20 protein-coding genes are annotated in these 20576 nt (G+C 64.3%); 4 read left to right on the plus strand and 16 right to left on the minus strand.

All coding sequences use genetic code 11. The features are described from left to right. Positions 1–133: 133 nt before the first annotated feature. The 5 genes from gatB to DSAT_RS03480 form a co-directional block, all read right to left on the minus strand. Positions 134–1570 (minus strand): Asp-tRNA(Asn)/Glu-tRNA(Gln) amidotransferase subunit GatB, encoded by a 1437-nt coding sequence (gene gatB / locus DSAT_RS03460; protein WP_020886198.1) that lies wholly within the window; start codon positions 1568–1570, stop codon positions 134–136. A 199-nt stretch (positions 1571–1769) separates the two neighbouring features. Beyond that, complete coding sequence (locus DSAT_RS03465) at positions 1770–2378, minus strand: DUF4254 domain-containing protein (RefSeq protein ID WP_040370741.1); 609 nt, start codon at positions 2376–2378, stop codon at positions 1770–1772. Positions 2379–2413: 35 nt separating this feature from the next. Further along, on the minus strand, positions 2414–3649 hold the full coding sequence (locus tag DSAT_RS03470; protein ID WP_020886200.1) for an MltA domain-containing protein: 1236 nt from the start codon (positions 3647–3649) through the stop codon (positions 2414–2416). Between the two features lie 16 nt (positions 3650–3665). Then, positions 3666–5414, minus strand: a complete 1749-nt coding sequence (locus DSAT_RS03475) for an ARMT1-like domain-containing protein (protein ID WP_020886201.1) — start codon at positions 5412–5414, stop codon at positions 3666–3668. Continuing rightward, complete coding sequence (locus DSAT_RS03480) at positions 5411–6265, minus strand: NAD(+)/NADH kinase (RefSeq protein ID WP_020886202.1); 855 nt, start codon at positions 6263–6265, stop codon at positions 5411–5413. Before DSAT_RS03480 ends, DSAT_RS03475 begins: the two co-directional genes overlap by 4 nt. Before the next feature lie 136 nt (positions 6266–6401). On the opposite strand from DSAT_RS03480, the gene DSAT_RS03485 reads away from it, so the two are divergent. The 4 genes from DSAT_RS03485 to DSAT_RS03500 all read left to right on the plus strand — a co-directional run bounded on the left by DSAT_RS03485 (position 6402) and on the right by DSAT_RS03500 (position 9471). Further along, positions 6402–6815 (plus strand): DVU0524 family FlgM-associated protein, encoded by a 414-nt coding sequence (locus DSAT_RS03485; RefSeq protein ID WP_020886203.1) that lies wholly within the window; start codon positions 6402–6404, stop codon positions 6813–6815. A 108-nt stretch (positions 6816–6923) separates the two neighbouring features. Further along, positions 6924–7232: a flagellar biosynthesis anti-sigma factor FlgM gene (gene flgM / locus DSAT_RS03490; protein WP_020886204.1), complete on the plus strand. Its 309-nt coding sequence runs from the start codon at positions 6924–6926 to the stop codon at positions 7230–7232. A 242-nt stretch (positions 7233–7474) separates the two neighbouring features. Then, positions 7475–8446, plus strand: a complete 972-nt coding sequence (locus DSAT_RS03495; RefSeq protein WP_020886205.1) for a CobW family GTP-binding protein — start codon at positions 7475–7477, stop codon at positions 8444–8446. After that, the gene (locus tag DSAT_RS03500; RefSeq protein WP_020886206.1) at positions 8443–9471 is read left to right on the plus strand and encodes a WD40 repeat domain-containing protein; all 1029 of its coding nucleotides are present in this window, start codon (positions 8443–8445) and stop codon (positions 9469–9471) included. The genes DSAT_RS03495 and DSAT_RS03500 overlap by 4 nt, the downstream gene beginning before the upstream one ends. Positions 9472–9475: 4 nt before the next feature. On the opposite strand, the gene DSAT_RS15870 is transcribed toward DSAT_RS03500, so the two are convergent. The 11 genes from DSAT_RS15870 to flgG all read right to left on the minus strand — a co-directional run bounded on the left by DSAT_RS15870 (position 9476) and on the right by flgG (position 20573). Beyond that, a complete protein-coding gene (locus tag DSAT_RS15870) occupies positions 9476–11050 on the minus strand; it encodes a Gfo/Idh/MocA family oxidoreductase (RefSeq protein WP_020886207.1) in 1575 nt (524 codons plus the stop codon). Positions 11051–11129: 79 nt separating this feature from the next. Beyond that, positions 11130–11585 carry a flagellar assembly protein FliW gene (gene fliW / locus DSAT_RS03510; protein ID WP_020886208.1) on the minus strand — a complete coding sequence of 152 codons (456 nt, stop codon included), beginning with the start codon at positions 11583–11585 and terminating at the stop codon, positions 11130–11132. Continuing rightward, positions 11567–11800 (minus strand): carbon storage regulator CsrA, encoded by a 234-nt coding sequence (gene csrA, locus DSAT_RS03515; RefSeq protein ID WP_040370691.1) that lies wholly within the window; start codon positions 11798–11800, stop codon positions 11567–11569. Before csrA ends, fliW begins: the two co-directional genes overlap by 19 nt. 110 nt (positions 11801–11910) lie before the next feature. Then, positions 11911–13476 carry a flagellar hook-associated protein FlgL gene (gene flgL / locus DSAT_RS03520; RefSeq protein WP_020886210.1) on the minus strand — a complete coding sequence of 522 codons (1566 nt, stop codon included), beginning with the start codon at positions 13474–13476 and terminating at the stop codon, positions 11911–11913. A gap of 26 nt (positions 13477–13502) precedes the next feature. Further along, positions 13503–15626 (minus strand): flagellar hook-associated protein FlgK, encoded by a 2124-nt coding sequence (gene flgK / locus DSAT_RS03525; RefSeq protein WP_020886211.1) that lies wholly within the window; start codon positions 15624–15626, stop codon positions 13503–13505. After that, complete coding sequence (locus DSAT_RS03530) at positions 15626–16105, minus strand: flagellar protein FlgN (RefSeq protein WP_020886212.1); 480 nt, start codon at positions 16103–16105, stop codon at positions 15626–15628. The genes flgK and DSAT_RS03530 overlap by 1 nt, the downstream gene beginning before the upstream one ends. A gap of 83 nt (positions 16106–16188) precedes the next feature. Then, a complete protein-coding gene (locus DSAT_RS14775; RefSeq protein WP_020886213.1) occupies positions 16189–16857 on the minus strand; it encodes a rod-binding protein in 669 nt (222 codons plus the stop codon). Next, positions 16858–17958, minus strand: coding sequence for a flagellar basal body P-ring protein FlgI (locus DSAT_RS03540; protein WP_040370692.1), 1101 nt, complete (start codon positions 17956–17958; stop codon positions 16858–16860). 73 nt (positions 17959–18031) lie between these two features. Continuing rightward, positions 18032–18757, minus strand: coding sequence for a flagellar basal body L-ring protein FlgH (locus DSAT_RS03545; RefSeq protein ID WP_020886215.1), 726 nt, complete (start codon positions 18755–18757; stop codon positions 18032–18034). Positions 18758–18768: 11 nt separating this feature from the next. Then, on the minus strand, positions 18769–19788 hold the full coding sequence (flgA, locus tag DSAT_RS03550; protein ID WP_020886216.1) for a flagellar basal body P-ring formation chaperone FlgA: 1020 nt from the start codon (positions 19786–19788) through the stop codon (positions 18769–18771). A gap of 2 nt (positions 19789–19790) precedes the next feature. Continuing rightward, complete coding sequence (gene flgG / locus DSAT_RS03555) at positions 19791–20573, minus strand: flagellar basal-body rod protein FlgG (RefSeq protein ID WP_020886217.1); 783 nt, start codon at positions 20571–20573, stop codon at positions 19791–19793. Positions 20574–20576 lie beyond the last annotated feature (3 nt).

Raw genomic sequence — 20576 nt, forward strand, 5'->3', positions numbered from 1 at the left:
ATCGCTGCACAGACCGCTCAAAAAGCGCCAGACGCAAGGCGCAAGAAAAGTTCAAGGCCGAAGCGGATTCCAAATACGCGAGGGTTTGAACTTTTCGCGGCAACGCAGCAGATGGCGCTTTTTGAGCGGTCTGCTAGCTTTTGCCGAGCTTCGCGGCCAACAACTCGTTCACCAGCTTGGGGTTGGCCTGCCCCTTGGTCTTCTTCATGATCTGGCCGACGAAAAAGCCCGTCAGCTTGGTCTCGCCGCCCCTAAAGCGCTCGGCCTCCTTGGGGTTCTCGGCGATGACCGCGTCCACCACGGCGTCGAGTTCACCCGAGTCCGATATCTGGACCAGCCCCTTCTCGGCTACATACGTCTCGGGGTCCGCGCCGCCCGTCACGAGATCGCCGAAGATCTGCTTGCCGATCTTGCCGCTGATGGCCCCGGACTCCACGAGCTTGACGAGCTTGGCCAGATGCCGCGGCGTGAGCTTGCACCCCTTAAGGCTCTGGTCACAATCCTTGAGCTCGCGCAAAAGCTCGCTGAGCATCCAGTTGGCGATCTTCTTGGGCTCGGGATAGGTCGCGGCGGCGGCCTCGAAATAGTCGGCCAGGTCTCGCTCGGCCGTGAGCAGGGCCGCGTCGCTCGCGCCAAGGCCGTACTGGGCCATGAAGCGCTCGCGCTTGGCCTTGGGCAACTCGGGCAGTTCCGAACGCCAACGGTCGAGCACAACCTCGTCCACGAGCACGGGCAGAAGGTCCGGGTCGGGAAAATAGCGGTAGTCGTGGGCCTCTTCCTTGCCGCGCATGGACTGCGTCACGCCCTTGTTCGCGTCGAACAGCCGCGTTTCCTGCACGATCGACTCGCCGTCCTCGATGCAGTCGATGTGCCGACTGATCTCGTAGTCGATGGCCCGTTGCACGTTGCGAAACGAGTTGACGTTCTTGATCTCCGTACGCACGCCGAAAGCGGTCTCGCCCTTCAGGCGCACCGAGACGTTGGCGTCGCAGCGGAAGGAGCCCTCCTCCATGTTGCCGTCGCAGATCCCCAGGTAGACGAGGATGGCGCGCAGTTCCTTCAGGTAGGCCACGGCCTCCTCGGAGGAACGCAGGTCCGGCTCGGAAACGATCTCGATGAGCGGCACGCCGCAGCGATTGAGGTCCACGAAGCTTCGGTTCTCCACGGCGGAGTGGATGTTCTTGCCCGCGTCCTCCTCCATGTGGATGCGCGTCACGCCGATGACCTTGCGCTCGCCGCCCGCCTCGATTTCCACGCGGCCGCGCTCGCACAGCGGCTGCTCGTACTGGCTGATCTGATAGGCCTTGGGCAGGTCGGGGTAGAAATAGTTCTTGCGCGCGAAGATGCTCTTCAGGTTGACCATGGCCTCGATGGCCATGGCCATCTTGCAGGCGTACTCCAGGGCGCGCTCGTTCATCACCGGCAGCACGCCTGGCATGCCCGCGCAGACCGGGCAGACGTTGGTGTTGGGCTCGTCGCCGAAGCGCGTGGCGCAGGCGCAGAATAGCTTGGTGTTGGTCGTGAGTTGGGCGTGAACCTCAAGCCCGATGACGGCTTCGTATTGTGCCATGCGTGAACATCCTTCTCGGGAAAATGGCGGGACGCACCGGCCCCAAGACGTGACTATAGCCCCACGGCGACGCCGGGGCAAGGCCGCCTCCCCGGGGCGGCCATCAGCCTGATGAAAAACACCGCGGGGCGGACTGTCCGAAAATCTCCAGGGGCGGCGCCTTGGCGGCAACGCCGCAGATGGCGCCTTTCACAGACTGTTACTTTTTCGCCGCGCCGTACAGCGCCGGATTGAGCGCCGGATCGTTGTACATCTTGAACTGGAAGTAGACCTTGGGCCGCTTGGTTCCGGCTGCGTACTCGGCCACGAGATCCACTATCGCCGCCAGAAGGTCGGCGCGCTGCTCCAAGAGGACGTCGAGCTTGGCCGCGCAGGCCTCGCGGTGCGCCTGCTCCGCGTCCGCGCGCCGCGTCTGCTCGGCCATGTGGAAGACCTTCAGCGCCAGGATGGAGAGTCGGTCCACGGCCATGCCCACGGTCTCGGTGTTGCGCCTTTCGGACGCATTCGCCGGAAGCAGCGGGGCCATGAGGCCAATCAGGGCCGCATCCACCTTCTCGATCAGGTCGTTGCGCTCCTGGTTCAGGCGATCGATGCGGCGCTTGCAGTCGGCGATGACCTCGGGGCCCACGTCCGTGCGTCTGGCCTCGTCCTCCACGTGCCACAGTCGAAAGTTGGCCAGGTGCTGGGCCAGAACCAGGGCCGAGAACGCCTCGCGTGGCCCGGCCGGAGAAGAATCCGCAAGGCCCGGCTCGGCCTCGTGCCAGTCGGCCGTGGCCTTCTCCTGGGCGGCCGCGCACTCCGTGAGCATTTCCCGCACGTCGGCAAGGGTTGCGGCAACGGCGCTCACGGCTGCCCCCCGCCAAGCGCGTCGCGATGCACGAGGATGTGGACGCGCACCGGGTTCTTGATGCGGAAGGCGATATATTCGCTCTCCTCGCCCGCGCCGCAGTAGTAGTCGATGCGGCCACCCTTGATCACGCCGCCGGTGTCCTGGGCCAGGCCGATGCCCTGCACCACGCGCCGCGGTTCGCCGGGACCGGTCGGAAGCTCGGCCGAAAACGGCACGATGGAGCCAAGCGGCAATAGCTTCGGGTCGGTGGCCAGGGAGACGTAGGCCGTGACCGGACGGCCCATGCTGCCCAAGGGCGGGCTGTCCGAAAGCGTAAAGAAGACATAGCTCGGGTTCTCGGCCAGGATATCATGGCCGCCCGGTCCCATGCGCCTCAATGCCTCGCGGATGCCCTCGCGGTGCATGGCGCCCGGCTCGATGTGACCGCGCGAGAGCAGAAGCCGCTCCGAGGAGACGAAGGCATGGCCGTTCTTGCCCGCATAGAGCACGGGCTGGATGCGGCCGTCTGGGAAACGCAGATAGCCCGAGCCCTGCACCTGGAGATGGTAGACGTCCCAAGGGTGGCGCGTCCAGGCGATCTCAAGCCCCCGTCCGGCGAGCGCGCCCTGCATTTCGATTTGGCGGCGATCGAAGTACGGCACGACGCGGCCGTTTTCGACCCGATAGACGAGCTGCTGCCCCTCCCAACGGGGGTGGAAGAGTCCGAGGTCCACGCTCTGCAGGTCCGAAGGCCTGCCGTAGAGCGGGTATTCGTAGCCGGGCGCGCGCACCGGGCTCGCGTCGATCATGGGCGCGTAGTAGCCGGTCATGAGCGGGTCGGGGTCGAGCGTGTACCAGACGAACTCGCGACCGAGCAGCGCGGGGTCGGCGTCGAGAAGCGGCAGGATGTCCAGAAGGCGGCGCACCGAAAGGGTCAACTGCGCCCAGGTCAGGCGCAGCTCCGGCCTGTCCAGGGCCAGGGCGTCCTGGGGCCTGGATTCGAGATACGACAGGCTGAGCGAGAGCGGCCCGGTTAGCTCACGCCAAGAATCCAGGCGCTGTTCGCGGATGTCGATGTGCTCGGCCAGGGCCATGGCCTCGGCCGGGCCTATGCGGCGAAAGCCTTCCTCCGCCACGGGAGGCGGTGGCGGCGGCGCGGGTTTTGGAGGCGGCACAGGGGCCTTGGGCGCGCAGGCGAAAATGGTCAAGGCCGTCAGGACGAGCAGCAGACCGCGAAGCGTTCGAGTCATGGAGTTATCCTTGAGGTTATCGTACCGGGATCGAGGCGTCGAAGAACTTACCCACGCCATACTCCCGGCGGCGCAGGAACTTTTCCGGCGATGGGCCGGTGATCTGCATCTCTGGGTGCTGCTTTTGCACTTCCAGAGCAATGCGCATCTCCTTGGTGCAGCCCGTGGAGAAGGTCGCGTCCTTGCCCGCCCAGAACGGGGGGACTTTCTGGCCCATCAGCTCAAAACTCTTCTCGATGTCCTCCACGGTCTGGAACCGCCAGACGTCGATGAGACCCGAACGCTGGACCCGCTCCCACATATACATCAGATCGTCGGCGTCCATGCCCTCGATGAAGTGCTCGCCCGGATTGATGACGAAGGTCTGGTCGAGGCGCTCGCGCAGGTGCTCCACGAACGTCGAAAGGACTTTGAGCGCCGTGGCGGTCTGGCCGGGAATGGAGCCCACGATGGCAGAGTAGAACATGACGCTCTTGCCCGCGGCCCTGGCTCTGCGCATGGAGGAGATGATGCTGCCCGCGAGCGCCGAGAGGTCGGCCTCGTTGAACTTGCGTATATGGGCGGGCTTTTCGCGGTGGACGATGCCGAAGCGCCCGGATTCGTCGCGCCAGTAGCAGATGATGTCGCGCGTGTAGTCGTGGTGCGTCTCGATGAGACGGCGCCTGGCCGAGGCTCCCTTGGCGATGATCAGGTCGGCCTCTTTCCAGGCCCGGGCGAAGGTCACGCTGGTGCGGTAAAGGTTCAGGTCCTCGCGCGTGCCGTCGGAAATGACCAGGAAATGATTCTCGCGCTGCGCCTTGAGCAGGTCGTTCTTGGCCATGCGCGGCTCGGAAACGAAGAAGGCGTCGCGAAGCTGCCCCGCGAGCACCGAATCATGGTCCCAATCCCAGAAGACCGGCGCCATGAAGTGCGGGCCCGATTTGACGGCCATTATCACCCGGTGTCCCTGGCGGACCAGGGCGCGGGCCAAAAGAAGGTCCAGGATCAACCCGCCGCTCTCCTCGGGGATGAGCAGGATCTTCAGTTCCCTGCCCGCGTCACGGCCGAAGCAGGCTCTCAAGATGTCGTAGCAGCGGGTCTGCGCCTCGCACTCGCGGCGCATGGCCTCGATGTCTGGCGGCGCGCCCGTGGTCCACAGCTCGCGGCGCGTGGAAAGGTGCAAAAGCCGTTCGAGTTCGCGTAGATCGAGTTCGAGGCGAACGTCGTCGAGATGGGCGCAGGTCGAAAGCGTGGGCGGGCACTCGGCCAGAAAACGCTCGGTGTTTTCGTGCTTGAGGGCCTTCCAGGCGCTTTCATTGGCCTCTCGCCTGCGCTCGCGAAAGGGATCCTCCAGGCCGCTCACCGCCAGAAACATGGTCATGAAGCGCTTCATGAGCCTGGAGGGAATGATGATCGGCGAAGCCTGGACCATGCGGAACTTGTAGCGGCACAGGTGCAGGATGCGGCGGCGGTCTTCGGCGTCGTGCACGTGCTCCCGGACAAGGCCGACCAAGGTCCGCCAGCGCGTCAGGTATTCGCCCTTGAGCTGCGGATCGAGGGCGTTGTTGAGGAGCAGCGTGAGCATGCGATCCGAACAGGGGGCGAAGACCTCGTCGTCGCCCAGGCCGACCATGAAGCGCAACTGCTCGGGCGAGGCGTTCTTGTCCGGATCGGTGGCGTGCTCCAGGGTGTTCTCGGTGAGAAAATGCAAAAGCCAGGCGTCCAGTTCCGCGTCCTGGCCGAAGCGCAGTTCCGGGGGACTGGTGACGGTCGTGAAATCCCTCATACCGGAAGCTCCGTCAAAAAGCCCTTGTCCACGAGCGTCTGGAAATACCCCTGGCGATCCAGGCGCAGAAGCGTCATGCCGCGCGGCGCGCGGCGCACTTCCAGGCGGTCGCCGGGAGCGAGTTGTAGCGAGTCCTGGCCGTCCTCGGTCAGGAAGACCTCGCAGGAATGATCCTCGTTGACCACGGACAGGGGCTTTTCGGCGGGCAGGACCAGGGCCTTGAAGTAATTTCGGAAAGGACAGATGGGAGTGACGCAGAAGGCATCCACGCCCGGATGCACGAGCGGTCCCCCGGCTGACACGGAATAGGCCGTGGACCCCGTGGGGGTAGAGAGAATCAGGCCATCGGCGCGAAGCGTGCTTACGTGCTCTCCGCCATAGGTCAGGGAGAGGCGCACGAGCCGGGCCATGCGACCCCGGCCGACGACGAGGTCGTTGACCGCGCGGCCGCTATGCAGGGTTTTTCCGTCGCGCTCGATGTGATAGACGAAGGCGAGGCGTTCTTCCACGCGGGCAGCGCCGTTGAGCGCCGTGTCCAGAGCCATGGGCCAGAATTCCGGCCGCATTTCGGTCAGAAAGCCCACCCGGCCCATGTTCAGGCCGAGCAGCGGCACGCCCGAGCCAAGGGCCGCCCGAGCCACGGACAAAAAGGTGCCGTCCCCTCCGAGTACGAGGACAAGCTCGGCTCCGTCGAGGGCCCCGGGCGGAAAGATGAAGCCGGACCTGTCGTGTACGTGCCGGTCGGCGACAACACCGCGTCCGGCGCACCAGGAGGCGATTTCCTCAGCCAAATCATGGGCTTGGGGCCGGTCCCGGACGACCAGGACGATACGGCGCGTGGCTGGCGACATGGGGCGAGTTGTAGGAGAAAGGAACGAATCATTCAAGCCCGGCGCGACCTGAAAAAAATCGACGAGAGCGGCGGTTCCCCCCTAAAGATCGCAACCCCTTCAGCCGATAACGCTGGCGAAAGGGAGTGAATCAACCATGCTCACCAACCCCTACTCCGTCCGCGCCATGCTGCGCACCTACGGCAAGCAGCTCGTCACGGGCCGCAGGCTGGCGAGGTATTTGCGCGGCGCGCGGGAGCCCGACGCGGCGGACGACGCCGGGCTGCGAAGCGCCAGGCGCCGGGCGCTGGTGGAGAAGGTGGCGCGGGAGATCATCGACAACCTGCTCGTGGCCGGGGAGGAAAACCCGCTCGTTGAGGAGATCAAGGAGGCCTTGAACGAACGATTCAGGTCTCGGCTTCTTTTCGAATATCCTTTTCTGGAACAGGAGTTGCAAATTTTTCGCGAGACGCCGGGCGGTGTCCAGGAATTGACGCCTCCTGAAATGAACGAAGTTCTTGTCGCCTTGTGGGACATCACAACGCAAAAGGTTGACGAGACAATGCTTTAGCACGAAGGCTCGATCGGCCCTGAAAACTAAAGAATACCGCGCCGCCGACCGATAGAGTTCTTGACAACCTTTCGGGCTGATGTATCCCCGAAAGGAAGGCAGGGAACCATGGAAATCAAAAAGCTGCTGGTAGGGGCCAACCCTTACGAAAAGACCGTCGAAAAGATCGACCGCGAGCGCGCCGAGGCGGCCGCCAAGGCCCGCAAGGCCGAGGCCACCGGCGACAAGGTCGCCATTTCCGAGGACGCGGCCCTGCGCAGCGTGGCCGTGCGAGCGGCCACGGTCGAGCCGGACACGCGCGCCGAAAAGATCGCGGCCTTGAAGGCCCAGATCCAAAACGGCACCTACGAGCCCGACAACAAGAAGATCGCCGAGGGCATCGTGCGCGAGGACCTGAGCATCTTCCTCCAGTCCTGAACCAACGGGAATCCTTCCTATTGCGCAATCCTGGCCGGAGGCGGAGCCTCCGGCCTTTTTTGTTGCCTGCCTCTCCCGTTCCTTGAAATGCCCTTCCATCAAATCCCGCTTCCGGCCCTTTTTGCCGCAACGCTGCGGATGAGGCTTTTTTCAACAGCCCTGAACCCCCTTTACGCCCGGCCTCATCCGGGCTAGGTGGACCTTCCCAGGTCATCAAGGCCAGGTCATCAAGGAAGGATCCCATGGCAAAAATTCCCGTCACCGTGCTCACCGGCTTTCTCGGCGCAGGCAAGACCACGCTCTTAAACCGCGTGCTGTCCGAGAACCACGGCCGCCGCTTCGCGGTCATCGTCAACGAGTTCGGAGAGATAGGCATCGACAACGACCTCGTCGTGGACGCGGACGAAGAGATTTTCACCATGAACAACGGCTGCGTCTGCTGCACTGTGCGCGGCGACCTGATCCGCATCCTCTCCGGCCTGCTCAAACGCCGCGACTTCGATGGCATCCTGCTCGAAACCACAGGCCTGGCCGATCCCTCGCCCATCATCCAGACCTTCTTCATGGACGACGACGTACGCGAGGCCACGGCCCTTGATTCCGTAGTCACCGTCGTGGACGCCCTGCATTTCCCGGCCCAGGTCGAACGCTCCCGCGAGGCCGTGGAGCAGGTGGTCTACGCCGACCTCGTGGTCCTGAACAAGGCCGACCTCGTGGATGAAAAGACGCTGGCCGACATGGAGACGCGCATCCGCCGCCTGAACCCGCAGGTGGAAGTCCTGCGCACGACGCGCTGCGACCTGCCCCTGGACAAGTTGCTCGGCCGCGACTCCTTCGACCTCAACCGCCTGCTCTTCCTCGCCCCCGGGTTCATGGCCGGGGAAGACAGCCACACTCACGACGACGCGGTGCGAAGCGTCTCCTTGACGCTCCCCGGACCGGTGGACGCGGCCTGTTTTCAGAATTTCCTGGGCAGCTACCTGGCCGAGAGGGGCGAGAATGTCTATCGCTGCAAAGGCATCGTCGAGGCGGCGGGCCAGGCGCAGCGCCTGGTCTTCCAGGGCGTGCACATGCTCCTTGAGATGAGCTGGGGCGTGCCCTGGAAGGACGGCGAGGAGCGGACCAGCCGGGCGGTCTTCATCGGCCGCGACCTCGACCGCGAGGAATTGTCGGCCGGTCTTCGGGCCTGCCTCGCGGCGGGAGCAAAGGCATGACCTTCTCGCCCGACGCCGCCGTGCCCGGTCTGTTCAGGGTCGAGGTAGGAGCCTATGCCACGGCCTGCGCCTTTTCCCCGAACGGAGAAACCCTGGCCCTGGCCACGGGCGACGGCAAACTCCTGCTGGTTTCCCCGGCCACGCGCGAGGCGCTGCTCACCAAGCCGCACGAAGGCGCGATTCTGTGCCTGCAAGCCACCGCCGAAGGATTCGTCAGCGGTGGCGACGACGGCCGGATCATGCGCACGGCCGAGAACGGCGCAAGCGAGGAGATGTATCAGCGAAAGGGCCGCTGGATCGAGCATCTCGCCGTGTGCGCGGGCGGGCGGTTGGCCGCCGCCATGGGCCGCGAGGTGGCGCTCTTCGAACCGGGAACTGCCCAGCCGCGCCTGCTCGGGCCGCTGCGAAGCAGCGTGGCAGGGCTGCGCTCCGGCCTTGGCGGCCGTCTGCTCGCGGCCACTCACAACGACGGCCTGACCCTGTGGGACATGCCGCCCTCCTCGCCCGAAGGCCGTCTTCTGGAGGCACAGGGTTCGCACCTCTCCCTGGCCCTTTCGGCCGACGGCCGCTTTGCGGCCTGCGCCACGCAGGACAAGGCCGTGCGCATCTTCGATCTGCGCGAAAACGAAGGTTACGCCCTGGAGGGCTACCCCATCAAGGTGGAGAGCCTGGCCTTCGACGCCGAAAACCGCAGGCTCCTGACTGGCGGCGAGCAGGCCGTGGTGGCCTGGGATATCCTCGCGCCTGAGGAGGAGCGCGGCAAGGCCATCATCTTCGGGGCCTTCGAGCACGGCTTTTTACGCGTGGTCGCGCCGCACCCCGCCCTGCCCCTGGTATGCGCGGGCTTCGACGGTGGCGTGGTCTTCCTGGGCGACGTCTCGCGCCGCACGGCCAAGCCGCTCTTCACTCTTCCGGGCGATCGCGTAACCTGCCTCGCCTGGTCGCACAACGGCCGCCACCTTGCGGGCGGCTCGGATTCGGGCGGCCTGTTCCTGCTCGACCTGGTGGCCCTGGCCACTGCCTGAAACCCTACGTCTTGGACATGAGCCCTTCGCCGCTCTCCACGTAGGCAGCAGCGCAGCCCGGACAGACTAGGTCGTCGCCAAGGCGCTCGCCGCAGGCGCAAACCCAGCCGATGCGCCTGGCCGGGCTGCCCGCGACCAGGGCGTGGTCGGGCACGCTGCGCGTGACCACCGCTCCCGCGCCCACGAAAGCGTAGCGTCCCACGGTGTTGCCGCAGACGATGGTGCAGTTGGCCCCGAGCGTGGCCCGACGCTTGACCAGGGTGGGCCGCGCCTCGTCCATCTTGCGGATGTGGGCGCGCGGATTGTAGACGTTGGTGAAGACCATGGACGGGCCGCAGAAGACCTCGTCCTCCAAGGTGACGTGCTTGTAGACCGAGACGTTGTTCTGGACCTTGCAACGGTCGCCGATCACCGCGCCGTTGTCCACGAAGACGTTCTGGCCCAGGTTGCAGTCGCGGCCGATCACGGCCTGGCCGCAGACGTGGGCGAAATGCCAGATGCGCGTGCCCGCGCCGATGCGCGCGCCGGGGTCCACCACGGCCGTCTCGTGAATCTGGCAGTCCGCGGCTTTCGGAGCGCGGCCCAGCGTGGCCGGGGCCACGGCGCAGGCGTTGTTGTCCATGGAGCGCTGCGCGGCCTTGAGCACCCTGAGCACACGCACGCCCTCCCAGCCATCGGTGCGAGGTCTCGCGCCGCTCGCGCAGCATTCGAGAAAGTGGCGGCATTCGCACTTCAAGGGCTCGTCCTGGTCCACGGCCGGGGTTTCGGGCTCGGCCTTCACCGGCACGGGCGCGCCGTCGCGCCACTCGATGACGTGTGGATAGACCAGGAGTTTCCTGTCCCAGCCTTGAGTGTCGTCGAAGACCGCCATCTTCTTCTCGCCCACCACCACGAGCTTTTGCTCCTTGAAAGGATGCAGCCAGGAGACGTAGATGTGGGCGCGCATGCCAGAAGGAAATTTGAGATGGGTGGTGGTCACGTCGGCGATCTTCTCATGCAGGTAGTTGCCACCCACGGCCAGCACGGACTCGGGCTCCTCGCCCGCCAGGGAAAGGATCATGGAGACGTCGTGCGGGGCGAAGGACCACAGGATGTTCTCCTCGCGCCTGATCTTACCCAGATTCAGGCGGTTGGATTGCACGTAGTCGATCCTGCCCAGATCGCCTGACCGCACGAGCGCCAAAAGCCGCTCGAAGACCGGATGGTACTGCAAAAGATGACCGACCATGAGTCGAAGGCCCTGCTGATCGGCTAGCCGGGCCAATTCCTCGGCCTCGGCCACTTCAAGCGCCAGCGGCTTCTCGACATAGACGTGCTTGCCGGCCAAAAGCGCCTCACGGGCGATGGAGAAATGCGTCTCCGCCGGGGTGGCGATGGCCACGGAGGCGATGGAGGGGTCGCCCAGGATGTCCGAAAGGGCCAGGACGCCCCTGGCTTGGGGGTACAGCCGCGCGAAATCGGCCAGCAGAGCCTCGTTCTTGTCGCAGATGGCTCCAAGAGCGCCGAGCGCGTCGAAGTTGCGGGCCAGATTCTTCCCCCAGTAACCACTACCTATCAGAGCCAGGGATCTCGCTTCCATGCGTTTCCTTGCCTGTCGTAAGTTCTTTGTTGAAGTCCCTGCCCACGCGCGGCCTTTTAAGCCGCGACGCTCATACAACCTACTGCTCGGGCGCGGGTGCGGGGGTCAGGGCGTAATGGCTCGGAAAGCGCGGGTCGGTCTGCGGAACCTGAAGCCCGATGCGCGACTTGGAGTTCACGCAGATGGGGCCGGTGAGGTTCAAGACGGCCTCGCCCGGCTTGCCGGGAGGGATGGTCACGGTGACCAGGATGGCGAGTTGGCGGATGTTCTCGATGCGCAGGATTCGCTGTTCCGCATCGCCGATCTGGATCTCATAGTCGTCGAGAAAGGCGAAGGGATCGGTGACCAGCAGACCGAGTTTCGGGTCCTTCAGGCATTGCAAAAGCATGAAGGGCGAGTCCTCGCGAATCTTCAGGAGTGCGAAGTCGTGCCGGTTCTCCAGTCCGATCAACCCCTTGGGGAAGTGGATGATCCGGCTCGAGTCCACGGTCCGTTCGCCCAGACGTGATTGGATGGTTATTTCTTTCCTGGCCATAGCTCCGCCGCCGCCATCAGGTCGTTTTCGAGGGTTTGCAGGGCCAGACTGTTTTGTTCCTTGACCTTGACGTACAGTTCCTCGCGGTACACCGGCACGTCCTCGGGAACCTCGAGTCCGATCTTGATCTGCCTGCCCTTCACGGAGAGGACGGTGATCTTCATTGTATCGCCCACGTGGATCGACTCCCCAGGGCGACGCGTCAATATGAGCATCCGTTTTATCCCGAAGTTCACGGCCGCGCGGGGGTCACGCGACCGTGGGCATTGTGAACGCTCACTCCCTCCGCGTCAAGCAGCCGCCCGGACGCTTTCAAGGCGGCCCGCTAGACGTAGTTCACAAGCGTCATCTTCATGATGAGACTCGACGTCTTGAGCACGGCCTCGTAGGATATTTGTTGCTGGGCAAGCCTAGTCATGAGTTCCGCCACGTCCACGTCCTCGACCGAAGAGAGCCGCTCGCTCTGGTTCAGATAGAGCCCGGTGAGGATGGTTTCCGCGACCTGAAGCCTGTTCTCGCGCCCGGCCACGTTGGCCGTTTTGTTGAGCAATTGATTCTGGCTCTTGGTCAGGTCCGCGAGCACTTCCTGAATGCCCTGCTGGTTGTTGGTCTCCAAATATCCCACCAGCCTGCCCATGGTGTCGAGCAGATTCTTGCCAGGGTCGTCCCCGAAGACCAGCCGGGCTTCGGAACTGTACATGTTCTTATAGACACCGCCGAAAATGTCCTTGCCCACGCTGTTCACGGCGATCTCCTCGCTGGCCGAGATGCGCAACGAGATGTCCGCGGTGTTGGGCCGGATGACGAACTGGTTGCCTGCGGTGAGGATGTTGCCGCCGTTGGAATTCAGCGTCAGGACTCCGCCGGGGACGATGAGCCGCGCCTGATCGGGCGAGGCCCCCGAGACGGTGACGTTGCCCGTGACCCAGTTGTTTCCCCCGTCGAGACTGTAGGAATAGGTGATGGGCTCGCCGAGGTTGGCCCCGGCCGAGTCAATGCGCACGGCAACATTCTTGGCAAAATAGCCTTCGGCCATTCCGGCCACGTCCGTGACCCCAAAGCCGTCCACGCGGGAGAAGTCCTTGTCGTCGCCGAGATATTCGGCGGTGGGCCGCACCCACATCCAAGTGCCGTTGTTGTCGCCCACGTTGTCGAGCGCCGTGGTCGTGACCGTGGCGGTCGCGTCCAGGTTCATGCGCACGCCCTGGAAATCCAGCACCGCGCGGCCGCCGGAGATGTTGAGCGGACCATTCACCGTGGTGAAGGAGTCCCCGCCGTCCATGGAAAAGCGGTAGCCGAGCGTGGCCGGGGCCGAGGCGAGGTCGGTTGTCGTGCCGCCCTCGGGATTGGCGGTGTCCACGAACTGCACCAGGATCGTCTTCTCGGCGAATCCTTCGATGGAGAAGGATGCGTTTTGCAGCGCGCCATCGTTGGCCGTGGCCCACAGGCGTTCCTCGAAGGCGTTACCGTCGATTTTGTGACCCGCGAAAATGGATTTGTTGTCGTAGGTGGTGTTGCCCAGGGCCACCATCTGCTTGAAGAGTTGCCGTGCCTCGTAGGATATCTGCAACCGGTTGTCCTTGGTCAGGGTTCCGGTGGCGGCTTGCTCGGCGATCTCCTTGGCGCGGGTGACGATGGTCGAGGCCTGCAGAAGCGTCTCGTCGGCCAGGTTCAGCCAACCCTTGGCCGTGTCGATGTTTTTCTTGAACCCCTCCATGCCTGCCAGAGAGGTTCGGATGTCGAGCAGGCGCGCCGTGCCCACCGGATCGTCCGAGGGACGGTTGATGCGCTTCTGGCTGGACGCCTGGAGGTTGGACTCCATCAGGTTGGCCAGGTTGGAGTTCATCCGTACCAGGAAATTCTGGTAGAGCATCTGCTGGGTGACGCGCATGGGCTTTCTCCCGGATTATTCCCGCGCTACTGCTTCAGACCGAGCAGCGTCTGGATCATCTGGTCCGCGGTTGTGATGAGCTTGGCCGCGGCCGTGTAAGAATGCTGGAACCGGATGAGATCGCTCATCTCCTGGTCCAGGTTCACGCCGGAAATCTCCTGCTGGCGACGGTCGAGATCGTCCGCCAGGGCCTTTTGATAGCTGAAGTTGAACTGGGCGATCTTGGTGTCTCCGCCCACCTCTGCCACGAGCGAGTTGTAGAACGAGGACAGGGTCTCGCTGATCGTGCCGGAATGGATGGTGGAGATGCTCACCTTCTTGGATTCGAGCTTGGTCATGGTCAGGGCCATGGTGTTGTCGCCCTTGTTGGTCTCACCCGCGCCGTTGACGTGGCCCGTGTTCACGTGCCCCAGATTCTGTGACAGGGAACTGTTCAGGGAAATGGAGCGCGCATCCGAACCGTCGAAGAATGTGTTGACGCCAAGGGCGGCCCAAAGGCCGGTGGTGTCCTCGCCGAATTCGAACTGGGTAGTGCCGTCGGCCGAGGTGATGGTCAACTGATGGTTGCTGATCTCGGCCCGCAGGACCCCAGAGAAGGTACGGTTGATGGCATCGCGCACGTCTTCGAGGCTGTGCAGCGAGGGGTCGAAGTTGAGCTGCCCGGCCCCGCTGGAAAAGTCGAGGGCCGCGCCAGTCACGTACTCGCCCGAGGTCTTGTCGTAGACGTGGATCATGGTCGATCCGGCGGCCAACTTGTCTGCGAAGGCCAGGCCGGATTCAGGCGTGCCCAGGGCCATGGAGTCCGAGCGCACGGAATAGGTGCCGACAACGGCGTCGTGATGCACGAGCCCCGCGCCCTGGCTGTGAATACGGTTCACTTCCCAGATCAGCGATTCGGCGAAGGAGTTCAGCTTGTCGCGGTATTTGCCGATATAATCGTCGCGGAAGTTGAACAAACCGCCCAGGCTGCCCCCCACGATGCGACGCTCGTTGTCCTTGCCGTCGAGCCCGATCTGGGGAGTGATGTTCTCGGGGTTGGCCGCGGTCTGATACCAGTAGAGCGCCTTTTTGGGCACGATGGTGAAGGAGTCACCCACACGCAGGTTGTTGGTGGGAGTCGCGCCGGAGTCGTTGCCGGTGCCGAACCAGACGGTCAGGTTGCGCACCGCGACCGCGCCGTCCTCGGGCCGAGCGCTGACGCGGAGCTCATTGCCGTTGTCATCCCGAAGCCAAGTCTTGCCGCCGTCCAGCGAGACGCGCATCAGGGCCGCGCTGCCGCCGTTGCTGACCTGGCCTCCGCTCACGACCTCAAAGGTGTACTCGTACTCGTCGCTGCCGGAAAAATAGATCTGCCCGTCGAAATTCGAGGCCGGGGTCAGGTTCTTGAAGGTCTTGGCGTTCTCGAAGGAGAGTTGGAAATGGGACTCGCGGTCCACCAAGGTCTGTCCGGCCTTGGTGGTGATGGTGATGTTGCCCGCTCCCTTGTCGATGAAATTGATGTCGATGATCGTGGCCAGCTCGCGGGTCAGGAGATCGCGCTGGTCGTACAGCTCGTTGACGTTGTTGATGCCATCCACTTGCTGTTCGTTGATCTGCCGGTTGAAGGTCGCGATGGAGCGCAGGATGTCGTTGGCTCTGGTCACGTCCTGCTGGATGTAGTTGTCGGTCTGCCGCTGCAGGGCCGTCATCTGTTCGTCGGCGCTGTTGAGAAGCGTCAGGATGCTCTTGGTCTGCGAAACCAGGGTCTCGCGGGCCGGATAGCTGGACGGATTCGCTGCCAGATCGTTCCAGGCGCCGAAGAAGCTCGACATGGCCGCGTTCATGCCGTCGAGGTTGGCCTCGTTGAAGAGCGAATCGAGGCCGCGCATCTCTTGGTAGATGGTGCTCCAGCGGCTGCTCGACGAGGACTTGTCGTTGAAGGTGCTCTCGATGAAGCGGTCGAAGCTCCTGACGACCTCGGCGGCGCGCACGCCCGTGCCGATCTGGCCCGGAGCGAAATTGATGGACATCGCCTCTTCGAGCCGCACCGTGCGGCGGCGATAGCCCACGGTGTTGACGTTGGCGATGTTGTTGCCGACGGTCTGGATCGAGCTTTGCGAGGCGAAAAGCCCCGTCTGCCCGAGATTCAGGAGCGAGTTGACGCCGGGCATCAGAGACTCCCGCGCATCAGCGAGGCCTGGGTCTTGCCAGACACGAAACGACCGTTGCGCGCGTAGACGTCTTGACGCCTGGGCTTGACCTGCTCATGAAGGAATTCGATCATCTCCTTGCTCTGGTCGTACAGGGCCAGGGCGAGATGGCTGTTCTTCTCGGCCTGCCGGGCGCACTCCTGCTCCAGGACGTCGATGCCCGCAAGCAGTTCCCGAAAGGCGGGGATATCCTCGGCGCCGAGCGTCTCGGCCACCTCGGTCATGGGAATCGCCCGACCGTGAGCCTCCACGACCAGTGCCTTGAGCGCGGCGCGCTCCGAGGCCACCTGGCGGATCAGTTCCTGGATGGCCATTTCGAGTCGGGTCACTTCCTGCGGCTTGCCTTCGCGCAACAGGGAAAATTCTTCCTCCAAAAGCCCGGCCAGAACGCCGAGCGCTCCGCGCTGCCTGGTCAGATTCTCCCGCATGGTCCGTATCATGGCTGCTCTCCGTTTGTCCGGCACCGGCCGGCCGGCATAGTCAGTATCTCATCCTTGCGCCGGATTTCAGGCTCGTATCGGCCTCACGTCCCCTCGCCCTGCCCCGAGGCGTCGGAGAGGACTATTTTGCCGACCTGCCCGTCTTTGTCCGGTTTCAGTGCAAAAGACCTGCCGGGCTCGATGCCCGCGATGCGCTCGGCGATAAGCCGGGCACGGCTTACGGCTTCTTCGTCGGAAAGCTCGGCCACGTTCGAGGCTGAACTGACGCTGACGGAGCCAGACGCGGCTGGTCCGGGACCGGAGACGGCGATCTTCGGCTCAGGTACGGGCGACTGCGACACCCCCGGCAGCCCGCCGATCTGGTCGCGGGCTTCGAGCGACCGCACCGGGATCTGCTCCGCCTGTCCTTCCTTGGCCTTGAGCGCTGCGGAAAGCTGGGCGTACATCATGTCCGCTATGCCTATGCCGCCCGCCTGGGCGAACTTCCTGGACAGCTCGTGGTCGAACATGGCCATGTACTGGTCTTCGTAGGGGCTGTGCAGGTAGCCTTCCTTGGGTATGGAATTGCGCATCTGCTCCCACATCTTGCCCATGAAGATGGCCTCGAAATCCTGGCAGGTTTCGCGCAGCGCCTCGTCAGAATTCTTCTGTTCGAGACGACGCTTCAGATCCTGCATACGCGCGGTCTGGCGCGCAAGATCGGCCTGATCGGTCAGGCCGCCAGGGATGAGCGGCGAAAAACCGTCTGACATTTAGATCACCTCCAGATCGGCCATCAGCGCGCCTGCCGAACGCAGCGTCCTGAGGATGGAGATCAGGTCGCGCGGGGTAGCGCCGATGGCGTTCAAGCCGTCCACCAACTCGCGCAGGGTGGCGCCTTCCATGAGCAACAGCCGCTTGTTCTGTTCCACGATGCCGATTTCGGTTTCGGGCACCACGACCGTCTCACCCGCCGCGAACGGCGCGGGCTGACTGACCTGGGCCGTCTCGGCGATGACTATCTGCAGGTTGCCATGGGCCACGGCCACCTGCCCCAGGCGCACGTTCTGCCCCAGAACCACGGTGCCGGTCTTTTCGTCCACCACCACGCGGGCGCGGCTGTCGGGTCTGATCTCGATATTCTCGATGCTGGCCATGAGCGGCACCAAGTTGCCCTGGAAGCGGGGCGGGATATCCACCTCGATGGTCGCGATGTCGCGCGCCGTGGCAAACTGGCCGCCCAACGAGCGGTTGATGGCCTCCACCGTCTGCATGGTGGTGGAGAAGTCCTGGATGGACATGTTCAGTGTGATACTTTCCATCTCATTGAAATTGAAAGGAATACCCCGTTCGACTGTGGCCCCGCCGGGGATGATGCCCACGGTGGTGACGTTCTTCTGCGCCTGGGCGGCCGCGCCTTCGGCCAGAAAACCGCCGATGGTCAGCGGCCCCTGGGCCACGGCGTAGATGTTGCCGTCAAGCCCGCGCAGCGGCGTGACCAGCAAGAGGCCGCCGAAAAGGCTTTTGGAGTCGCCGATGCTCGACACGGTGACGTCCATGCGCGAGCCCGGCGCGGAGGACACGGGCATGTTCGCCGTGACCATGACCGCGGCCACGTTCTTGGGGCGAAGCTGGGCCTGGTCCACGCGTACGCCCATCTTGTCGAGCATGTTGACCATGGACTGGATGGTGAAGTCGCTGCCCCGCTGGTCGCCGGTGCCGTTCAAGCCCACGACGAGGCCGTAGCCCACGAGCTGGTTGGAACGCACTCCCTTGAACGTGGCCACGTCCTTGATGCGCGCGGCAGAAACCTCGTGCGCGAGGCCCGCAAGGAGCACAAAGATCGTGCAGGCGGCGATGAGCACCCGTTTCATGATTTTTTCCCTTCCCCATAGACGGAGGATACGACGAGGCATGGTTCCCTTCTTCCCCGGTCTCCGGGCGCGTCTAGAACGGCCAGATATTGTCCAAAATTCTGGCCATCCAGCCGGGCCGCTGCTTGTCGGCCAGAACGCCTTGACCGTAAAATTCGATGGTCGCGTCGGCCAGCTTGTCCGTGGTCACGGAATTGTCCACGTCGATGTCTTGCGGCCTGACGAGCCCGCGCACCACCAGGATCTGGGTCTCTTCGTTGATGCGCATCTCGCGCGCTCCCTCGACCTGCATCAGGCCGTTGGGCAGGATCTGCACCACACGCGCGCCCACGGAAGCCGAAAGATCGGATTCGCGCTTGGTCTCGCCCTTGCCGGTGAGGTCGTTGGTGCTTCCGGCCCTGACGATGGGTTCGTTGCCCACGGCTCCGCTCATGCCAAAGGATGGCACGAACAAGGGAGTGGCGCGGACGTTGTTCTTGCCGAAGAAGCTGCTTACGCCGATGTTGACGTCGGACTCGCGCTGGGCCGTTGTATCGGCTTTGTGCTTGCCCTTGGAGACGTCGTTGACGCGCACCGTGACCACGTCGCCGACGCGGCGGGCGCGGCTGTCCGCGAAAAGGTTGTCGGCCTGTCCTTGGGCGAAGAGCGAGCCGGGATTCTCCCGGGCCGGAGCCGGGGCGGCGGGCGGCGGCGTCATGACAGTGACTTCGCGCGGCGTCTTCTGCTGCGTGGCGCAGCCCGAAGAAAGCACGACCACCAGCAGGGCCGCGAGGGCCAGACGTGAATTGGGGATGTTCATATTGTCCTCCGTTATCTGACGGCAACCGTGGAGCGCCCCACGACGCGCGCCCGGATTTCCATGCCTGATTGCACGTTGCGTACCGGAATCGTTTCTCCGAAGCGGCCGTCGGCCAGCGCCTCGGCTTCGGCCGTGAGGCGCACCGCGCGCCCCTCGTAGACGAGCTGGACGATGTCTCCGCGCGCCACGTCCGGTGTTTCCTCCACGTCCTCGGCATAGACCGGCAATCCCCGGCCGATGGTTCTTTTGGCGCGCAATCCCGGCCGCATTTCCACGGGCGCGCCCTTGAGAAAGGCCACGTTTTTGCGCTCGTGGGAGATCATGTCCGGCGTCAGCACGTCTCCGGTGTTGATGGGCCGCGCCGCGCAGGGCACGGCCAGCCACTGATCGACGAAGGCCGTCACGGGAACAGTGCGCAGCACCCGACCGTCGGCGGTCAGGGCGCGCAGGCGAAGCGCGGTCCTGCCGGGCGAAAGCTCGGCTTGGCTTTCCACATCCATGCGGCTGAAATCCTCGGGCAGGAACACGGCCTCTGGCACGCTCACGTCGCGCACCGAGACCTCGCCCGCGAGCCGCGCCGCGCGATCGGCGACATAGGCCGAGATCAAGCGCCGCATGTCCTCGCCCAAGACCACGAAGCCGCCGCGCTGAACAGTCAGACTGCCGCGGATGGAGACGGCGCGTGCGGCGTCGTCGCCCAGGGCGCGAGCGAAAAGCTGACGTAGCACGTCGGGATTGATCACCACCTGTCGGCCGTTTTCCGGAGAACGGAAGAGCGGCACCTTGGCCAAGCGTTCCCAAGTCTCCCTGGGCATCTCGCCGAAGGGTTCGGCCACCTCGCCGACGAGCGTCTCGCTGCCGCGCGCCACGGCCGCCTGCCTGGTGACGATGGCGAAGGCGCGACCCTGCTGCTCGGCCGAAAGCCTGTGCTCCGTCCCGGTCGAGGCCCAGACGCCCCCGGACGCCGAGGCGAGGATCGCCACGGCCACGCACGCGAGCGCGATAAGGATGCGGAAACGCCGGAGGAGCACGGCTACCTCTTCACCTGGATGGCCGTCTGGAGCATGGCGTCGGCCGTGGTGATAGCCTTGGAGTTGATTTCGAAGGCGCGCTGGCCCACGATCAAGCCGACCATCTCGTCCACGAGTTCCACGTTGGAGCCTTCCACGAAGCCCTGGGCCAGGGTCCCGAAGTTGTCCTCGCCCGGGGTTCCGGCCGTGGCCGCGCCGCTGGCCTGCGTCTCGAAGTAGAGGTTGCGGCCCACGGCGTTTAGCCCCGCAGGGTTGATGAAGGTGTATATCTGCAGGTCCGCCCCGGCCAGCTCGTTGCCCTGTTTGTCCAGGGCGCTGATGCGGCCGGTGGGGGTGACCACCAGGTTCACCGTGTCGGCGGGCACGGTGAACGCCGGTTGCAGGGCGTGGCCGTTGGCCGTGACGATGGTGCCGTCATTGTCCAGCTTGAACGTGCCCGCGCGGGTATAGGCGTCCTCGCCGTTGTAATCGACCAGAAAGAAACCGTCGCCCTCGATGGCGATGTCCAGGGGATTTCCGGAGTTCTGGAAGTCGCCCTGGCTGAAGTACTTGTGCACCGTCACCGGCCTCACGCCCATGCCGACCTGCATGCCCGTGGGGATGCGGCCGCCGCCCTCGTTGAGCGTGCCTGCGATCTGTAAGGTCTGGTACATGAGGTCCTCGAACTCCGCGCGGCTCTTCTTGAAGCCCGCGGTGTTCACGTTGGCCAGGTTGTTCGACAGGGTGTCGATATGGGTCTGCATGGCCACCATGCCGGTGGCGGCTGTCCACAGGGAACGCATCATGGC

This window comes from Alkalidesulfovibrio alkalitolerans DSM 16529 (assembly GCF_000422245.1).
GTDB classification, from domain to species: Bacteria; Desulfobacterota; Desulfovibrionia; order Desulfovibrionales; family Desulfovibrionaceae; genus Alkalidesulfovibrio; species Alkalidesulfovibrio alkalitolerans.